Below are 15,446 nucleotides of genomic sequence, written 5' to 3' on the forward strand. Positions count from 1 at the left end.
TCAGCGTGCTCTTTGATGGGTACTTATGAATGTGGCAATGAGACAAGAACCATTCAAGGGTAGGGTCTGTTTGCGGTTTGCCAAGCACCATGCGCGGTTATCCTCTGTTATAAGCTATCTCCGGGTGCCGACACTACACGGCATCCGGGCATGCAATCGTATTGAATCCCTATACCTGGGAATCCGGCTGAAAGTTTTCTGCAGCCTGTAATGTGAACTCCTCTGCATACATGCAGTACATCAATGTATTACTGTAGCATCCAGATTGTTTTAGCATAGCTTTCGCCGCATGTCTCCTGGTGTCTCGCTTCAGCATGACCCAGGTCGCCTTCCGTTGCGAGAATTGTTATGTACGCGTAATCTGTCAGGAAAATTACAGCCCTGGAGTTAAATTTATGCAAGCGCGAGTGAAGTGGGTTGAAGGGTTAACCTTCATCGGTGAGTCGGCTTCTGGCCACCAGATTCTGATGGACGGCAATTCCGGGGATAAAGCGCCCAGCCCAATGGAAATGGTACTGATGGCGGCAGGCGGATGCAGCGCGATTGATGTGGTTTCCATATTGCAGAAGGGCCGCCAGAACGTCACCAACTGCGAAGTTAAGCTGACCTCGGAGCGCCGCGAAGAGGCGCCGCGTCTGTTTACCCATATCAATCTGCATTTTATCGTGACCGGTAAAGAACTGAAGGACGCTGCCGTGTCTCGCGCGGTCGACCTGTCGGCGGAAAAGTATTGTTCCGTCGCGCTGATGCTTGAGAAAGCGGTAAACATTACCCACTCTTATGAAGTGATCGAAGGGTAAGCCGAACGCGCCCCGGCCGGCAATCGCGCCACCGGGGTTCTGGCTACTCGCTGATTTTCCGGCCTTCCATCAGCCGTTCAACCAGCGGCGCCATAATCAGTTCCATCGCCAGCCCCATTTTCCCGCCCGGTACCACCAGGGTATTCATATGCGAAATAAACGAGCCCTGCAGCATCGCCAGGAGCCAGGGGAAATCGATATTTTTTAGATTACGGAAATGGATAACGACAAAGCTTTCATCCAGTGAAGGGATGGCTTTGGCCGCAAACGGGTTGGACGTATCCACCGTCGGTACGCGCTGAAAGTTGAGGTGGGTGCGTGAAAACTGCGGGGTGATAAAGTTGATGTAATCTTCCATCGAGCGGACCACGGAATCCATGACCGCCTCACGAGAGTGTCCGCGCTCGCTGGTGTCGCGGATAAGCTTCTGGATCCACTCAAGATTGACGATGGGCACCACGCCGACCAGCAGGTCGACATGGTTTGCTACGTTATGCTGCGGCGTCACGACGCCGCCGTGCAGGCCTTCATAAAACAGGACGTCAGTCGGTTCCGGCAGCGGCTGCCAGGGCGTGAAGGTCCCCGGAACCTGATTCCACGGCACGGCCTCGTCATAGGTATGTAAATATTTGCGCGACTGGCCTTTGCCGCTTTGCCCATATTCGGCGAACGTGTGTTCCAGCAGGCCGAAGTCGTTAGCCTCGGGGCCAAAGTAGCTGATATGTTTGCCCTGATCGCGCGCTTTACGGATCGCCATGTCCATTTCCGGACGGGTATAGCGGTGAAAGCTATCGCCTTCAACTTCGGCGGCGTGCAGATTAAGCTGGGCGAAAATTTTGCGAAAGGCGAGGCTGGTGGTCGTGGTTCCCGCGCCGCTGGAGCCCGTGACGGCAATCACCGGATGTTTGGCAGACATAACAACTCCCAGAGTAAACGATAGTGTGTGCCGCCTTAGCCGTGAAACTGCTTGCGGGGCATGATGTTCACCGTTTCGTGCAGTTCTGACCACACCAGCACGGCTTCTCCGCTTTTCAACTGCTGTTTAACATCCGCGACTTTATCCGTCAGCGAACGTTCATGTTCACCATAATCGGTGCCTTCACGTAATACAAAACTTTCGATCAGGTTATCCAGCGTTTCGGGATCGAGATCTTGCCAGGGAATGATCATATTTGCGCTCCTAGCCAACGGGTTAGCCAATCCGGGATGCGTTTTTCAAGCCACATTTCAGGCTTACGCAGCGTGCCGCCGACGAAGCCAACGTGCCCGCCGTGCTCCGTGAGCTGATATTCGACATTCGCCGGCAGCTGCTCCTGCGGGGGAATCGAGTGGTGATCCATAAAGGGATCGTCCTTCGCGTGAATAATCAGCGTGGGCTTAGTGATATCGCTCAGGCGCGGCATGGCGCTACACTGGCGATAGTAGTCCAGCGCATCGGCAAAACCGTGGATCCTGGCCGTAATGCAATCGTCAAACTCGCGGATACGGCGCATGCTTTTTAGCTGGCGTAAATCGACGGGCAGAGAGCCGGGATAGGCTTTTAGCTTACGCGCGGCGTTGGCTTTCAGCAGGTTGAGCAGGTAGCGCTGATAAACGCGGGAGAAACCTTTGTCCATATGATAGCTACAGGCTTCCAGCATAAACGGCGCCGATACGATAACCGCGGCATCAACGGGAATAGCGTCGCCTTCTTTTGCCAGCAGGCAGCCCAGCATATTGCCCCCGAGCGAATATCCCACCGCGGCGGTGGGGACCGTGCCGTACTCGCGCTGGAGCCAGCGCAGAAACCAGGAGCCGTCTTCCGTTTCGCCCGAGTGGTAGATGCGGTTATTCCGGTTGGGTTCGCCGCTACAGCCGCGAAAGTGCATTACCACGCCCAGCCAGCCGCGCTGCATTGCCGCATGGATAAGTCCGTGTGCGTAAGGGCTGTGTAGGCTCCCCTCCAGGCCATGAAATACCACCAGACGAGGTTTATGGCGCGCCTGAGAAGGGTCTTCACTCCATGCCAGATCGACAAAATCGCCGTCCGGCAATTCCAGACGCTGCCAGTGGGGAGTAAAGCGGAGTTTGCGACGGATTAGCCGCGGCAACATGGTTTGCAAATGACGATTGCCTACGCCGCGCATCGGATGAAACTGCTGCGAGTCGTCTTCAGGGGGCGTCATTTCTGTAGGAGTGATATCAACCATAGCACCAGAGCAATAAATAATCTTTATAACATACTATACCGCGCATGAAGTGCGCAGGTTAGCCCATATGTGGCCTTGCGGCTAATCGGTCAGCAGGTTACGTGAAAAGAGATGAAAATCGACGCCGGGTTTACGCCGCCATAGCCGCGCTTTCCGCGCGCCGGTTGCCGCTGTTTCACCGGTCTCTTCAAACATTCCGGAGGCTTCGAAGCGGCGAATCAGGCTTTTGCGTTGAATCGGCTGACCAAGGATGATTTCCGTGGCTTCCAGCAGCTGACCATGGGTAAAGGTCTCCGGCAGACAGTAAACCGGCAGTAAAGAGTACATCGTTTTTTGGCGTAAGCGATGCAGACCGGCGTCAATAATCTTTTGATGATCGAAAGCCAGCGAATAGCTATCCAGCTGCGCCACCGGCACCCAGCGGGCATCGCTGACGCTGGCGATATGCGGCTGACACTCTACCCACGAGATTAACGCAAACCAGGCGATAGTCAGGCTCCAGCCGCGCGGATCGCGATCCGGCCCGGAGAAGGTGTCGAGCTGCTCCAGCCATGACGGTGAAATCCCGGTTTTTTCCGTGAGCTTACGTAGCGCCGTGGCGCGGGTTGAATCATCGTGCGCCAGATCGATAAAGCCGCCGGGTAGCCCCCACGCCCCCTGCTGCGGTGGATTAGCGCGCTCAACCAGCAGAACGCACAGCGCCCCTTCATGCAGGGTAAACAGGACGCTGTCGACGGTCACCAGCGGCGAGGGAAAGCGGCTGGCATCGTATTGGCTGAGGTATTCGGCATCGTTGGTCATAGAGCGCTCGCAGCGGAAAAGAACGCTGACAAGTGTACCAGCCCCTTCCTGTGCAGCAAGCCTCCATTTTTATTATTGTTTTTCAATTGATTAGTCAAAATCTCCGCTTAAATGACATTTAACGCTTGCACAATATGTGTCTTAGGGACATTATTAATTGTGTCTTAGGGACACAATGTAATGAGCGGAGGTCATCATGAGCGAAAAATTTACCCTGGAACTGGATGATGAAGCGTTTACGCTTGCCAGCGGCGTCTTTCCCGATGGCGCTGTGTGGCTGAAGGTGACCGATCCACTACCGCCTTCCGCCCGTCTGATGCGCATCCGGGCGGTTGCTCTGCGCGACATGAACGATTTTATGCTACTGGCGCAGCTGGTGGAGGCCGTGCGTCATGTTACCGACGTGACGTTTAGCCATCTGGAACTGCCGTGGCTGCCGTGGGCGCGTCAGGATCGTCATATGGTGCCGGGAGACAGCTTTGCGCTGAAGGTCTTTGCCCGGCAGCTTAATACTCTTGGCTTTGACAAAGTCGTGGTGCTTGACCCGCACAGCGATGCCGCAGCGGCGGCAGTCAATAATATGGTCGCGGTGGCTCAACAGCACTGTCTTCTGCAGAGCGCCGGTCTGCGTCAGGCTATTGCTGCCGGGGAGCTGATGCTGGTGGCGCCGGATGCCGGCGCGCTAAAGAAGATTCATCCTGTGGCTAAAGCCTGCGGTGCCGGAGAGTTCGCGATCCTCGGTAAAGAGCGTGACCTTGCCAGCGGCGCGTTAACCGGTTTTTCCCTGCTGGCCGGTGATGTCGCGGGTAAAGCGGTGCTTATTGTTGACGACCTCTGCGACGCAGGCGGCACCTTTATCGGCTCGGCGCAGGTGCTGCGCGAGGCGGGCGCCCGCAGCGTGAGTCTGTACGTCACCCACGGTATTTTTTCCAAAGGCGTAGAGCATCTGTTGAATAACGGCATCGATGCCGTTTACGCCACCACATCTTTGACTTCTCCTGCCCTGGCTCATCCGCAGCTGGAGCTTATCGATATTGACGCCATCTACCGCGCACATAGGGGATAACATGATGAAAATAAATCCGATTCTGGCCATCGATGGTTATAAAGTTTCCCATCGCGTGCAGTATCCACAGGGGACAACGAAGGTCTACTCTAACTTTACCCCGCGCAGCGATCGTTTTTTCCAGTCGCCGCAGGCCGATGGCAAGCTGGTATTTTTCGGCCTGCAGGGCTTTCTGCAGTGGTTCCTGGTCGATCTGTTTAACGACGCGTTTTTCGCCCGCCCGGAAGAGGAGGTCGTGAACGAGTATAAGCAGGTGATGGACGGCTATCTGGGGCGCGATACGGTTGGGGTGGAGCCTATTCGCGCTCTGCATCGGCTTGGCTATTTACCGCTGCATATCAAAGCGCTGGATGAAGGCACCAAGGTGCCGATGAAAGTACCGGTGCTGACCATCACCAATACGCAACCTGAGTTCTTCTGGCTGGTGAACTATCTGGAGACGGTGCTTTCGGCGGAGCTGTGGAAAGTGTCAACCAACGCGACCATCGCCCACCACTATCGCCTGATTTGCGAACGCTGGGCGGAGAAAACCTGTAGCGATCTGACGCACCTTGATTTCCAATGTCACGACTTTTCGTTTCGGGGGATGTCCGGACTGCACGACACTGCGCAGTCGGGCTGCGGACATCTGGCCAGCTTCAAAGGGACCGATAGCCTGCCTTCGCTGCTGTATGCCCGTGATTATTACACTCGCGGTGAAGATGAGCTCATCGGCGCCAGCATTCCGGCTACGGAACACAGCGTGATGTGTATGGGCGAGCGCGAGCGGGAAATTGAAACCTTTCGCCGGCTGATTACCGAAGTCCACCCGCAGGGTTTCGTCTCTATCGTCTCGGATACCTGGGACTACTGGCAGGTGCTGACCGAATACACCCGCGAGCTGCAGGCAATAATTATGCAGCGTCAGGGGCGCGTGGTATTCCGTCCGGACAGCGGCGATCCGGTGGCGATTCTGTGCGGAACCGCAGCTGACGACGACACCCGCAGCGAGCGCAGCGCCGAGGAGAAAGGCTCCGTGGAGATTCTGTGGGAAATTTTTGGCGGCACTATCAACGAAAAAGGATACAAGGTGCTGGATCCGCATGTCGGCCTGATTTACGGCGATTCCATTACTCTCGCCAGAGCGGATGAGATCCTGCGTCGCCTGGAAGCGAAAGGTTTTGCCAGCGCTAACGTGGTGTTCGGCGTGGGTTCATTTACCTACCAGTACAACACCCGCGATACCTTCGGCTTCGCGATGAAGGCAACCTGGGGGGAGGTGAACGGCGAGGGAAGAGCCCTCTTTAAGGAGCCGAAAACCGATAATGGTCTTAAACGTTCGGCGCGTGGTCTGCTGCGCGTGGAACGCGACGCCTTGGGGGAACTGCAGCTGTACGATGGGCAAACGCTGGAACAGGAGCAGCAGGGCGAGTTAAAAACGCGCTTTCTGGATGGCAAGCTGTACGGCTATGCCTCGCTGTCGCAGATCCGCGCCCGACTGGCGGCGCAGCGCTAAGCCAGGGTGCGGAGGATGAAAAAAGGCGGGTTAGCCCGCCTTCACGTATGGCATATTGCCGCTAGCCTTCCTGTAGCATCTGCTCCAGCTGCTCCTGGGCATCCAGCCAGGCCATTTCACACTCTTCCAGCCCGGACTTCGCGCTGGCCTGCTGCTGTAGACACGCAGTGAGCTCGGCTTTGCGGCTTTGATCGTACAATTCGCTGTCGCCCAGCTTCTCTTCCGCCTGCGCCAGCTGCGCGTTGAACTTCTCCATCTCTTTTTCCAGTCGGGCGATCTCTTTGCGCAGCGGCTGGGTCAGCGTACGCAGTTCGGCTTCCCGGCGTTTCTGATCTTTACGCGCCTGGGCGCTGTTGCCGTTTTCCTTTGGCTCTTCCGATGTCTGGCTTTCCTGCTTTTGCGAGTCGCTCAGCCACTGCTGATAGTCTTCAAGATCGCCATCGAAAGGTTCGACTTTGCTGTCGTGCACCAGATAAAGGTCATCGGTGGTGGAGCGAATCAGATGACGGTCGTGCGAAACCACCACCAGCGCGCCCTCAAAATCAATGAGCGCTTCGGTTAGCGCCTGGCGCATATCGAGATCGAGGTGGTTGGTGGGTTCATCAAGCAGCAGCAGGTTAGGCCGCTGCCAGACGATTAACGCCAGCACCAGGCGCGCTTTCTCGCCGCCGGAGAAACGCTTTGTCTCTTCGTTGACTTTATCGCTCTGGAAGCCGAAACCGCCCAGATAGTCGCGCAGCTTCTGCTCCAGCTCCTGCGGCGCAATACGGGCAAGATGCTGCAGCGGGGATTCGTCGGCGCGCAGGAACTCCAGCTGATGCTGGGCAAAGTAGCCAAGCTTGATGCCTTTCGCCAGACCAATTTCACCCTGCAGCGGCTGTAGCTCGCCGGCCAGCAGTTTTATCAGCGTCGATTTACCGGCCCCGTTACGCCCCAGCAGACCGATGCGCGAACCGGGAACCAGATTCAGCTTGATTGAGTCGAGGATCACGCGCTCGCCATAACCGGCGCTGACCTTTTCCATTTTCAATAGGGGATTGGGCAGGCTTTCCGGCGCGCGGAAGCTAAAGTGAAACGGGTTATCAACGTGGGCAGGGGCGATGAGCTCCATACGCTCGAGCATTTTGATACGGCTTTGCGCCTGTTTAGCTTTGGTGGCTTTAGCGCGAAAACGGTCGATGTAGCTCTGCAAATGCGCGACGCGCAGCTGCTGGCTCTCATACATCGACTGTTGCTGCGCAAGACGGGTCGCGCGCTGCACTTCAAATGAGCTGTAGTTGCCGGTGTACTCGAACATCGTTTGCTGTTCGATATGGATAATTTTGTCGACGATCGGATCGAGAAAATCGCGATCGTGGGAGATCAGTATCAGGGTCCCCGGGTAGCCTTTGAGCCACTTCTCCAGCCAGATGACCGCGTCGAGATCGAGGTGGTTCGTCGGTTCATCAAGCAGCAGCAGATCGGAACGGCAAATCAGCGCCTGCGCGAGGTTGAGACGCATACGCCAGCCGCCGGAAAAGTCGCTCACCGGTCTTTCAAGCTGTTCGTTGCTGAAACCGAGCCCGTGGAGCAGGCTGGCCGCACGCGAGCGGATGGTCCAGGCGTCGATGGCGTCCAGCTTACCGTGGACCGTCGCGATGGCATGGCCGTCATTACGTTCGTTGGCTTCGTGCAGGTCCGCCTCCAGCTTGCGGAATTCGCGATCGCCATCAATAACATAGTCAATAGCCGGCTGCGCAAGCGCAGGTGTTTCCTGATTAACCCAGGCCAGCTGCCAGCTGCCGGGGAAGGTCATTGAGCCGCCGTCGGCGCTAATCTCGTTTTTCAAAAGCGAAAGCAGCGTGGATTTACCGCAGCCGTTTTTACCCACCAGGCCGACTTTTTGCCCTGGGTTGATGGTGGCGGTAGCGTTGTCCAGCAGGACGCGTACGCCGCGACGAATTTGTAAGGAGGAGAAAACAATCATAAGGCGCCGTATGTTCTGACTATGTTAATTTGTCATTATGATAATGTAGTGTCGAGCGAATCGCTCAACCGGGCCGCAATGGTAGCCCAAAATGAAGATGATACACAAAGTCATTCTGGTTGCGTCGGGACGCAGCCGCTGCACAGGCCGCCAGAAGACGTTCGGGAGGGGAAAGATGTCTCAGACAGCGAAAGTTTTGCTGCTGTATGCCCACCCAGAATCTCAGGATTCCGTGGCCAACCGGGTTTTGCTTGAACCGGCCTTACAGTTGTCGAATGTTACCGTGCACGATCTCTACGCGCACTATCCGGATTTTTTTATCGATATCGCCTGCGAGCAGGATCTCCTGCGCCAGCATGAGGTGATAGTTTTCCAGCATCCGCTCTATACCTGGAGCTGCCCGGCGCTGATGAAAGAGTGGCTGGACAGGGTGCTCAGCCGCGGCTTTGCCAGCGGGGCGGGAGGGAATCAGCTGGCGGGAAAGTACTGGCGTAGCGTCATTACTACCGGCGAGCCGGAGAGCGCCTACCGGCGCGATGCCCATCGTTATCCGATGAATGATATTCTCCGCCCTTTCGAACTGACCGCCGGTATGTGCCGCATGCACTGGATGAGCCCGATTATCGTCTACTGGGCGCGTCGGCAATCACCCGACGATCTGAAAAGCCGCGCTCGCGCCTACCGCGATTGGCTGGCTAACCCTGTAACGGCGGGAGGTCCAAATGGCGGGAGCTGATTTACTGCTGGCCGGGGTGTTATTTCTGTTTGCCGCCGTAGTGGCGGTGCCGCTGGCGGCGAGGCTGGGTATTGGTGCCGTGCTCGGGTATCTGCTGGCCGGTATCGCCATCGGCCCCTGGGGATTAGGCTTCATCAGCGATGTGGATGAAATTCTTCACTTCTCAGAATTAGGCGTCGTCTTTCTGATGTTTATCATCGGACTGGAGTTGAATCCGTCCAAGCTGTGGCGGCTGAGAAGCTCCATTTTCGGCGTCGGGGCCGCTCAGGTCGCCTTCAGCGCGCTGATACTTGGCGGTTTGCTCATGCTTAGCGACTTCTCATGGCGCGCTGCGGTGGTTGGCGGGATTGGGCTGGCGATGTCTTCCACCGCGATGGCGCTGCAGCTGATGCGGGAGAAAGGCATGAGCCGCAGCGAGTCCGGGCAGCTGGGCTTCTCCGTACTGCTGTTTCAGGATCTGGCCGTGATCCCGGCCCTGGCGCTAGTTCCCCTGCTCGCAGGGTCAGGTGACGACCATTTTAACTGGCTCACCATCGGGATGAAGGTGCTGGCCTTCGGCGGAATGCTGGTTGGCGGTCGTTATCTGCTGAGGCCGGTATTTCGGTTTATCGCCGGATCCGGCGTGCGGGAGGTCTTCACCGCGGCGACGCTACTGCTGGTTCTCGGATCGGCGTTGTTTATGGATGCGCTCGGTTTGTCGATGGCGCTGGGGACCTTTATCGCCGGCGTCCTGCTGGCAGAGAGCGAGTATCGCCACGAGCTGGAAATCGCCATTGAGCCGTTTAAAGGGCTTCTCCTCGGGCTGTTCTTTATTTCCGTTGGCATGGCGCTGAACCTTGGGGTGCTCTATACCCATTTACTGTGGGTTGTGGCCAGCGTCGCGATACTGGTGACGGTAAAAGGTCTCGTCCTGTATCTTCTGGCACGGGTTTATGGCCTGCGCAGCTCTGAACGGGTGCAGTTTGCCGGCGTGCTGAGCCAGGGGGGAGAGTTTGCCTTTGTGCTGTTCTCACTCCCCGCTTCGCTTCGCCTGTTTCAAAACGATCAGATGGCCCTGCTGCTGGTGACGGTGACATTATCGATGATGACCACGCCGCTGCTGATGAAGCTCATCGATAAAGTCCTTTCGCGGCGATTGAACCAACCTGAAGAGGAGGGCGAGGCTCCGTGGGTTGAAGATGACAAACCGCAGGTGATCATCGTTGGTTTTGGGCGTTTCGGCCAGGTGATTGGCCGTCTGCTGATGGCGAACAAAATGCGTATTACGGTACTGGAGCGCGATATCAGCGCGGTCAATCTGATGCGTAAATATGGCTATAAAGTTTATTTTGGCGATGCGACGCAGCTGGAGCTCCTGCGCTCGGCGGGAGCCGAAGACGCGCAGTCGATCGTTATCACCTGCAACGAGCCGGAAGATACCATGAAGCTGGTGGAGATGTGTCAACAACACTTTCCACATCTCCATATTCTGGCGCGAGCGCGGGGACGCGTTGAGGCCCATGAGCTGCTGCAGGCGGGAGTGGCGCAGTTTTCCCGCGAAACCTTCTCCAGCGCGCTGGAGCTAGGACGAAAAGCGCTTATCTCGCTCGGCATGCATCCCCATCAGGCGCAGCGCGCCCAGCTGCATTTTCGGCGCCTCGATATGCGGATGCTGCGTGAGTTAATGCCGGTGCATAGTGATACCCTGCAGATATCCCGCGTGCGGGAAGCCAGACGCGAGCTGGAGGAGATTTTTCAGCGCGAGATGCAAAAAGAGAGCAGGCAGTTAGACGGCTGGGATGAATTTGAATAAAGGTAAATGATATGGCTGTGCGTAAACGTTTTATCGCCGGTGCGAAATGCCCGGCGTGCCAGGCCCAGGATTCGCTGGCGATGTGGCGTGAGAATAATGTCGATATTGTTGAGTGCGTTAAGTGCGGTCATCAGATGCGTGAGGCGGATAAAGAGGTCCGTGAGCATGTTCGCAAAGAAGAGCAAGTGATAGGCATTTTTCATCCGGACTAGCGTTATCTATCGGCTTTTTTTAAGCTAGAGGGTACACGGGTGCAGAATTCCGCTACAATCTGCGCCACTATTCTTCCCATGCTCAGGAGATATCATGAAAGTAGCAAAAGACCTGGTGGTCAGCCTGGCCTATCAGGTACGTACAGAAGACGGTGTGTTGGTTGATGAGTCTCCGGTAAGCGCGCCGCTTGACTACCTGCATGGTCACGGTTCCCTGATTTCCGGCCTGGAAAACGCGCTGGACGGCCACGACGTTGGCGACAAATTTGACGTCGAAGTCGGCGCTAACGATGCATACGGTCAGTACGACGAAAACCTGGTTCAGCGCGTTCCTAAAGACGTATTTATGGGCGTTGATGAACTGCAGGTTGGCATGCGCTTCCTGGCGGAAACCGATCAGGGTCCGGTACCGGTAGAAATCACCGAAGTGGGTGACGAACACGTTGTTGTTGACGGTAACCACATGCTGGCTGGTCAGAATCTGAAGTTCAACGTTGAAGTTGTCGCGATTCGCGAAGCAACGGCGGAAGAGCTGGAGCATGGTCATGTACACGGTGCTCACGGGCACGATCATGGCCACGACCACGATCATGATGGTTGCTGCGGTGGCCACGGCCATGACCATGACCACGAACATGGCAAAGGCGGCTGCGGCGGCAACGGCGGCTGCGGCTGCCACTAATTCCGCTGCGCTCGCGTCGCGGAATAGAAAAAAGCGGGGAAACCCGCTTTTTTTACGTCTTAATAGTGCGGCGGGGGCGTTTCTTCCGCCTGTGAAGCCATATGCGAAGGCTGAGTGGCTTTCAGTTTTTCGACCATCAGGCGCATATGTTCGCGCATCCTCGCCATTTCTATCTCGTGGGCGGTGACGGTCTTGTTGAGGTCTTCAATAGTGATTTCCTGAAACGCCAGTCTGCTCTCCAGCTCCGCAAGGCGAGTCTCTAAAGTGCTATTGTGCATGAGTAACCTCTTCTGTCTTATCCTGCGGGCGGATTCTACTGAAGTTTCAGCATCCGCGCAGCATCGTTACGTCTGACAGGAAACTAATTTATACAAAAATAGTCCTAAATGAGGCGATATTCAGGTACGTCTGTATGTTGATTTGTTCTGCAACGTTCTATAGTACGTTTTTTGTTTTTTACGATAACCCTGGGGTGAGATGCCCCGGCCCTGGAGAAATGGATGAAATCACTGTTTAAAGTAACGCTGCTGGCGACCACTATGGCCATCGCCCTGAATGCACCGCTGAGCTTCGCTGCTGAGACTACAGCGAAAGCGGCACCCGCAACGGACAGCAAATCGGCATTTAAAAATGACGATCAGAAATCTGCTTATGCGCTGGGTGCATCGCTGGGACGTTACATGGAAAACTCCCTGAAAGAACAAGAAAAGCTGGGCATCAAATTAGATAAAGATCAGCTGATCGCCGGCGTTCAGGACGCTTTTGCTGATAAGAGCAAACTGTCCGATCAGGAGATCGAACAGACTCTGCAGACGTTTGAAACACGTGTAAAAACTGCTGCTCAGCAGAAAATGGAAAAAGACGCCTCTGAGAATGAAGCAAAAGGCAAAGCTTACCGTGACGCCTTTGCCAAAGAGAAAGGCGTAAAAACGTCTAAATCTGGCCTGCTCTACAAAGTCGAGAAAGCGGGTACCGGCGAAACGCCGAAAGACAGCGATACCGTTGTCGTCAACTACAAAGGTACGCTGATCGACGGTAAAGAGTTTGATAACTCTTATACCCGCGGCGAGCCGCTTTCCTTCCGCCTGGACGGCGTGATCCCGGGCTGGACCGAAGGCCTGAAGAACATCAAGAAAGGCGGTAAAATCCAGCTGGTCATTCCACCGGATCTGGCTTACGGCAAAACTGGCGTACCGGGTATCCCGGCAAACTCTACTCTGGTATTTGATGTAGAGCTGCTGGATATTAAACCGGCGCCGAAAGCGGACGCCAAGCCTGAAGCCGCTGCTGAAGCGCCAGCCGCTGACGCTAAGAAGTAATCGGTTTTGAGCCGCCGCCTCCAGGGGCGGCGGTTTTTTTATTGCGGGCAGATATAATTAAAACTGGAAAGAACCTCAGGCGCTGTATTACTTTAGATAGATTAATAATGATGATGAGCCTGCCCTGACGATAACGACAGGCTCCTGAAAAGGAGTGCTTTTTTTCATGTCCAGGTCGCTTTTAACCAACGAGACCAGTGAGCTTGATTTGCTGGATCAACGTCCTTTTGACCAGACCGACTTCGATATCCTTAAATCCTATGAAGCGGTAGTGGACGGGTTAGCGATGCTCATCGGTTCCCACTGTGAAATCGTATTGCACTCATTGCAGGACTTAAAATGTTCCGCTATTCGTATCGCCAACGGTGAACACACCGGCCGTCAAATTGGCTCGCCAATTACCGACCTTGCGCTGCGCATGCTGCACGATATGACTGGAGCCGATAGCAGCGTTTCCAAATGCTATTTTACTCGCGCCAAAAGCGGTGTGCTGATGAAATCGGTCACTATCGCTATCCGCAACCGTGACCATCGGGTCATTGGCCTGCTGTGCATCAACATGAACCTTGATGTCCCTTTCTCACAAATCATGAGCACCTTTATTCCGCCGGAAACGACGGAGGTGAATTCCCAGGTCAACTTTGCTTCATCGGTTGACGATCTGGTGGCCCAGACGCTTGAGTTCACGATTGAAGAGGTGAACGCTGACCGTAACGTTTCTAACAACGCTAAAAATCGGCAGATCGTCCTGAACCTCTATGAGAAGGGGATCTTTGATATCAAAGATGCCATCAATCAGGTGGCCGATCGGCTGAATATCTCTAAGCACACGGTATATCTCTACATTCGTCAGTTCAAAAGTGGAGATTTCCAGGGGCTGGATAAGTAATGCGCTTTGCCATTACGGTAACAGGGCCCGCTTATGGTACCCAGCAGGCCAGCAGCGCACTACAGTTTGCCCGCGCCGTTTTGCAGGAAGGCCACGAGTTGCTCAGCGTCTTTTTCTATCGTGAAGGCGTCTATAACGCGAATCAGCTCACGGCGCCCGCCAGCGACGAATTTGATCTGGTTCGGGCCTGGCAGACGCTGCATGACGAACACGCCGTTTCCTTGCATATCTGTGTAGCCGCAGCGTTACGCCGTGGAATCACTGATGAACAGGAAGCCCGGCAGCTGAATTTGCCTGGGTATAATTTGCAGCCGGGCTTTACCTTGAGCGGATTGGGCGCGCTGGCGGAAGCCGCGTTAACCTGCGATCGCATGGTGCAGTTCTGATGAAGCGCGTAGCCTTTGTTTTTTCGTCTGCGCCTCATGGTTCAGCGTCGGGCAGGGAAGGGCTGGACGCCCTGCTGGCAACCTCCGCGCTGACGGAAGAGATCGGCGTTTTCTTCGTGGGCGATGGCGTCTTTCAGCTTCTTCCCGGGCAGCGCCCCGCAGCGGTGCTGGCGCGCGACTATATCTCCACCTTTAAGCTCTTATCGCTATACGATATCGAACAGTGCTGGATTTGCGCTGCTTCAGCACGGGAGCGCGGTCTGAATTCTGCCACGCCGTGGGTTGTTGATGGCGAATGGCTGGAGCCAGAGGCTTTGCGCGCCCGGCTTGACGATTTTAACGTGATACTGCGGTTCTGAGGCTCGAATGCTCCACACGCTAAGCACATCTCCCTGGCACGCCGATATGGCGGCTATGCTCCGTTTGCTAAAAGAGGGCGACGATCTTCTGCTGCTGTCGGACGGCGTTATCGCCGCTCTCGCGGAAGGCCGTTTCCTTGAAATCCTGCAATCTGCCCCCATATCCCTCTACGCTCTGCAAGAAGATATCGAAGCCCGCGGGCTGGCTGGTCAAATTGCGGACAGTGTCGTCAGGGTTAGCTATACTGATTTCGTCAGACTTTCAGTCAAACATGCAGGTCAGTTGTCCTGGTAATGGCGGGATCGTTGTATATTTCTTGACACCTTTTCGGCACCGCCCTAAAATTCTGCGTCCTCATATTATATGAGGCGATTTATTACGTGTTTACGAAGCAAAAGCTAAAACCAGGAGCTATTTAATGGCAACAATTAACCAGCTGGTACGCAAACCACGCGCGCGCAAAGTTGCAAAGAGCAACGTGCCGGCGCTGGAAGCCTGCCCGCAGAAACGTGGCGTATGTACTCGTGTATATACCACCACTCCTAAGAAACCGAACTCCGCACTGCGTAAAGTTTGCCGTGTGCGTCTGACTAACGGTTTCGAAGTCACCTCCTACATCGGTGGTGAAGGTCACAACCTGCAGGAGCACTCCGTGATCCTGATCCGTGGCGGTCGTGTTAAAGACCTTCCGGGTGTTCGTTACCACACCGTTCGTGGTGCGCTTGACTGCTCCGGCGTTAAAGACCGTAAGCA

General features: G+C 55.4%; 19 protein-coding genes and 1 pseudogene. 13 read left to right on the forward strand and 7 right to left on the reverse strand.

Annotated features, from left to right (window positions below):
* Nucleotides 1–91, reverse strand: a pseudogene (locus FQK12_RS00755) (cAMP-activated global transcriptional regulator CRP); the annotation flags it as partial.
* Between the two features lie 304 nt (nucleotides 92–395).
* On the opposite strand from FQK12_RS00755, the gene FQK12_RS00760 reads away from it, so the two are divergent.
* The gene (locus FQK12_RS00760; protein WP_004854875.1) at nucleotides 396–800 is read left to right on the forward strand and encodes an OsmC family protein; all 405 of its coding nucleotides are present in this window, start codon (nucleotides 396–398) and stop codon (nucleotides 798–800) included.
* Between the two features lie 43 nt (nucleotides 801–843).
* On the opposite strand, the gene FQK12_RS00765 is transcribed toward FQK12_RS00760, so the two are convergent.
* From FQK12_RS00765 to FQK12_RS00780, 4 genes are all read right to left on the reverse strand, one after another.
* Nucleotides 844–1,716: a phosphoribulokinase gene (locus FQK12_RS00765; RefSeq protein ID WP_004854874.1), complete on the reverse strand. Its 873-nt coding sequence runs from the start codon at nucleotides 1,714–1,716 to the stop codon at nucleotides 844–846.
* A 35-nt stretch (nucleotides 1,717–1,751) separates the two neighbouring features.
* Complete coding sequence (locus tag FQK12_RS00770; protein WP_004125965.1) at nucleotides 1,752–1,970, reverse strand: YheU family protein; 219 nt, start codon at nucleotides 1,968–1,970, stop codon at nucleotides 1,752–1,754.
* Nucleotides 1,967–2,926 carry a hydrolase gene (locus tag FQK12_RS00775; RefSeq protein WP_231719137.1) on the reverse strand — a complete coding sequence of 320 codons (960 nt, stop codon included), beginning with the start codon at nucleotides 2,924–2,926 and terminating at the stop codon, nucleotides 1,967–1,969. Before FQK12_RS00775 ends, FQK12_RS00770 begins: the two co-directional genes overlap by 4 nt.
* Before the next feature lie 144 nt (nucleotides 2,927–3,070).
* The gene (locus FQK12_RS00780) at nucleotides 3,071–3,790 is read right to left on the reverse strand and encodes an NUDIX hydrolase (protein ID WP_014227046.1); all 720 of its coding nucleotides are present in this window, start codon (nucleotides 3,788–3,790) and stop codon (nucleotides 3,071–3,073) included.
* A 196-nt stretch (nucleotides 3,791–3,986) separates the two neighbouring features.
* Here FQK12_RS00780 and prs point away from each other — a divergent pair, with 196 nt between their 5' ends.
* Nucleotides 3,987–4,856, forward strand: a complete 870-nt coding sequence (gene prs / locus FQK12_RS00785; protein ID WP_014227045.1) for a ribose-phosphate diphosphokinase — start codon at nucleotides 3,987–3,989, stop codon at nucleotides 4,854–4,856.
* Nucleotides 4,857–4,860: 4 nt separating this feature from the next.
* A complete protein-coding gene (locus tag FQK12_RS00790) occupies nucleotides 4,861–6,351 on the forward strand; it encodes a nicotinate phosphoribosyltransferase (protein WP_014227044.1) in 1,491 nt (496 codons plus the stop codon).
* Nucleotides 6,352–6,412: 61 nt separating this feature from the next.
* Here the strand turns inward: FQK12_RS00790 and FQK12_RS00795 are convergent, their stop codons facing one another.
* The gene (locus FQK12_RS00795) at nucleotides 6,413–8,317 is read right to left on the reverse strand and encodes an ABC transporter ATP-binding protein (protein ID WP_004854860.1); all 1,905 of its coding nucleotides are present in this window, start codon (nucleotides 8,315–8,317) and stop codon (nucleotides 6,413–6,415) included.
* Nucleotides 8,318–8,492: 175 nt separating this feature from the next.
* On the opposite strand from FQK12_RS00795, the gene kefG reads away from it, so the two are divergent.
* From kefG to slyD, 4 genes are all read left to right on the forward strand, one after another.
* Complete coding sequence (gene kefG / locus FQK12_RS00800; RefSeq protein ID WP_004854856.1) at nucleotides 8,493–9,053, forward strand: glutathione-regulated potassium-efflux system ancillary protein KefG; 561 nt, start codon at nucleotides 8,493–8,495, stop codon at nucleotides 9,051–9,053.
* Entirely contained in the window at nucleotides 9,040–10,845 is a 1,806-nt protein-coding gene (gene kefB / locus FQK12_RS00805) for a glutathione-regulated potassium-efflux system protein KefB (protein ID WP_014227043.1), read from the forward strand. The genes kefG and kefB overlap by 14 nt, the downstream gene beginning before the upstream one ends.
* A gap of 11 nt (nucleotides 10,846–10,856) precedes the next feature.
* Nucleotides 10,857–11,057, forward strand: coding sequence for a YheV family putative zinc ribbon protein (locus tag FQK12_RS00810; protein ID WP_004106389.1), 201 nt, complete (start codon nucleotides 10,857–10,859; stop codon nucleotides 11,055–11,057).
* 94 nt (nucleotides 11,058–11,151) lie between these two features.
* A complete protein-coding gene (gene slyD / locus FQK12_RS00815) occupies nucleotides 11,152–11,739 on the forward strand; it encodes a peptidylprolyl isomerase (protein WP_014227042.1) in 588 nt (195 codons plus the stop codon).
* Between the two features lie 59 nt (nucleotides 11,740–11,798).
* On the opposite strand, the gene FQK12_RS00820 is transcribed toward slyD, so the two are convergent.
* Nucleotides 11,799–12,017: a protein SlyX gene (locus FQK12_RS00820; RefSeq protein ID WP_014227041.1), complete on the reverse strand. Its 219-nt coding sequence runs from the start codon at nucleotides 12,015–12,017 to the stop codon at nucleotides 11,799–11,801.
* Nucleotides 12,018–12,239: 222 nt separating this feature from the next.
* Here FQK12_RS00820 and fkpA point away from each other — a divergent pair, with 222 nt between their 5' ends.
* The 6 genes from fkpA to rpsL form a co-directional block, all read left to right on the forward strand.
* The gene (gene fkpA / locus FQK12_RS00825) at nucleotides 12,240–13,058 is read left to right on the forward strand and encodes an FKBP-type peptidyl-prolyl cis-trans isomerase (protein WP_004854844.1); all 819 of its coding nucleotides are present in this window, start codon (nucleotides 12,240–12,242) and stop codon (nucleotides 13,056–13,058) included.
* A 166-nt stretch (nucleotides 13,059–13,224) separates the two neighbouring features.
* Entirely contained in the window at nucleotides 13,225–13,947 is a 723-nt protein-coding gene (locus tag FQK12_RS00830) for a transcriptional regulator (protein WP_004106380.1), read from the forward strand.
* Nucleotides 13,947–14,333: a sulfurtransferase complex subunit TusD gene (tusD, locus tag FQK12_RS00835; protein ID WP_014227040.1), complete on the forward strand. Its 387-nt coding sequence runs from the start codon at nucleotides 13,947–13,949 to the stop codon at nucleotides 14,331–14,333. Before FQK12_RS00830 ends, tusD begins: the two co-directional genes overlap by 1 nt.
* Nucleotides 14,333–14,692: a sulfurtransferase complex subunit TusC gene (gene tusC / locus FQK12_RS00840; protein ID WP_004854839.1), complete on the forward strand. Its 360-nt coding sequence runs from the start codon at nucleotides 14,333–14,335 to the stop codon at nucleotides 14,690–14,692. Before tusD ends, tusC begins: the two co-directional genes overlap by 1 nt.
* A gap of 7 nt (nucleotides 14,693–14,699) precedes the next feature.
* Nucleotides 14,700–14,987, forward strand: coding sequence for a sulfurtransferase complex subunit TusB (gene tusB / locus FQK12_RS00845; protein ID WP_025107828.1), 288 nt, complete (start codon nucleotides 14,700–14,702; stop codon nucleotides 14,985–14,987).
* Between the two features lie 124 nt (nucleotides 14,988–15,111).
* Nucleotides 15,112–15,446 (forward strand): 30S ribosomal protein S12 (gene rpsL / locus FQK12_RS00850; RefSeq protein ID WP_146295642.1); only part of this gene is annotated, 335 nt, incomplete at its 3' end.

Origin of the sequence: Klebsiella sp. ME-303 (assembly GCF_007910085.1) — a bacterium.
GTDB lineage: Bacteria > Pseudomonadota > Gammaproteobacteria > Enterobacterales > Enterobacteriaceae > Klebsiella > Klebsiella michiganensis.

Coding starts and splice junctions, on each gene's coding strand:
- FQK12_RS00760 (WP_004854875.1), top strand. CDS start 396: ATGCAAGCGCGAGTGAAGTGGGTTGAAGGGTTAACCTTCATCGGTGAG.
- FQK12_RS00765 (WP_004854874.1), bottom strand. CDS start 1,716: ATGTCTGCCAAACATCCGGTGATTGCCGTCACGGGCTCCAGCGGCGCG.
- FQK12_RS00770 (WP_004125965.1), bottom strand. CDS start 1,970: ATGATCATTCCCTGGCAAGATCTCGATCCCGAAACGCTGGATAACCTG.
- FQK12_RS00775 (WP_231719137.1), bottom strand. CDS start 2,926: ATGCGCGGCGTAGGCAATCGTCATTTGCAAACCATGTTGCCGCGGCTA.
- FQK12_RS00780 (WP_014227046.1), bottom strand. CDS start 3,790: ATGACCAACGATGCCGAATACCTCAGCCAATACGATGCCAGCCGCTTT.
- prs (WP_014227045.1), top strand. CDS start 3,987: ATGAGCGAAAAATTTACCCTGGAACTGGATGATGAAGCGTTTACGCTT.
- FQK12_RS00790 (WP_014227044.1), top strand. CDS start 4,861: ATGAAAATAAATCCGATTCTGGCCATCGATGGTTATAAAGTTTCCCAT.
- FQK12_RS00795 (WP_004854860.1), bottom strand. CDS start 8,317: ATGATTGTTTTCTCCTCCTTACAAATTCGTCGCGGCGTACGCGTCCTG.
- kefG (WP_004854856.1), top strand. CDS start 8,493: ATGTCTCAGACAGCGAAAGTTTTGCTGCTGTATGCCCACCCAGAATCT.
- kefB (WP_014227043.1), top strand. CDS start 9,040: ATGGCGGGAGCTGATTTACTGCTGGCCGGGGTGTTATTTCTGTTTGCC.
- FQK12_RS00810 (WP_004106389.1), top strand. CDS start 10,857: ATGGCTGTGCGTAAACGTTTTATCGCCGGTGCGAAATGCCCGGCGTGC.
- slyD (WP_014227042.1), top strand. CDS start 11,152: ATGAAAGTAGCAAAAGACCTGGTGGTCAGCCTGGCCTATCAGGTACGT.
- FQK12_RS00820 (WP_014227041.1), bottom strand. CDS start 12,017: ATGCACAATAGCACTTTAGAGACTCGCCTTGCGGAGCTGGAGAGCAGA.
- fkpA (WP_004854844.1), top strand. CDS start 12,240: ATGAAATCACTGTTTAAAGTAACGCTGCTGGCGACCACTATGGCCATC.
- FQK12_RS00830 (WP_004106380.1), top strand. CDS start 13,225: ATGTCCAGGTCGCTTTTAACCAACGAGACCAGTGAGCTTGATTTGCTG.
- tusD (WP_014227040.1), top strand. CDS start 13,947: ATGCGCTTTGCCATTACGGTAACAGGGCCCGCTTATGGTACCCAGCAG.
- tusC (WP_004854839.1), top strand. CDS start 14,333: ATGAAGCGCGTAGCCTTTGTTTTTTCGTCTGCGCCTCATGGTTCAGCG.
- tusB (WP_025107828.1), top strand. CDS start 14,700: ATGCTCCACACGCTAAGCACATCTCCCTGGCACGCCGATATGGCGGCT.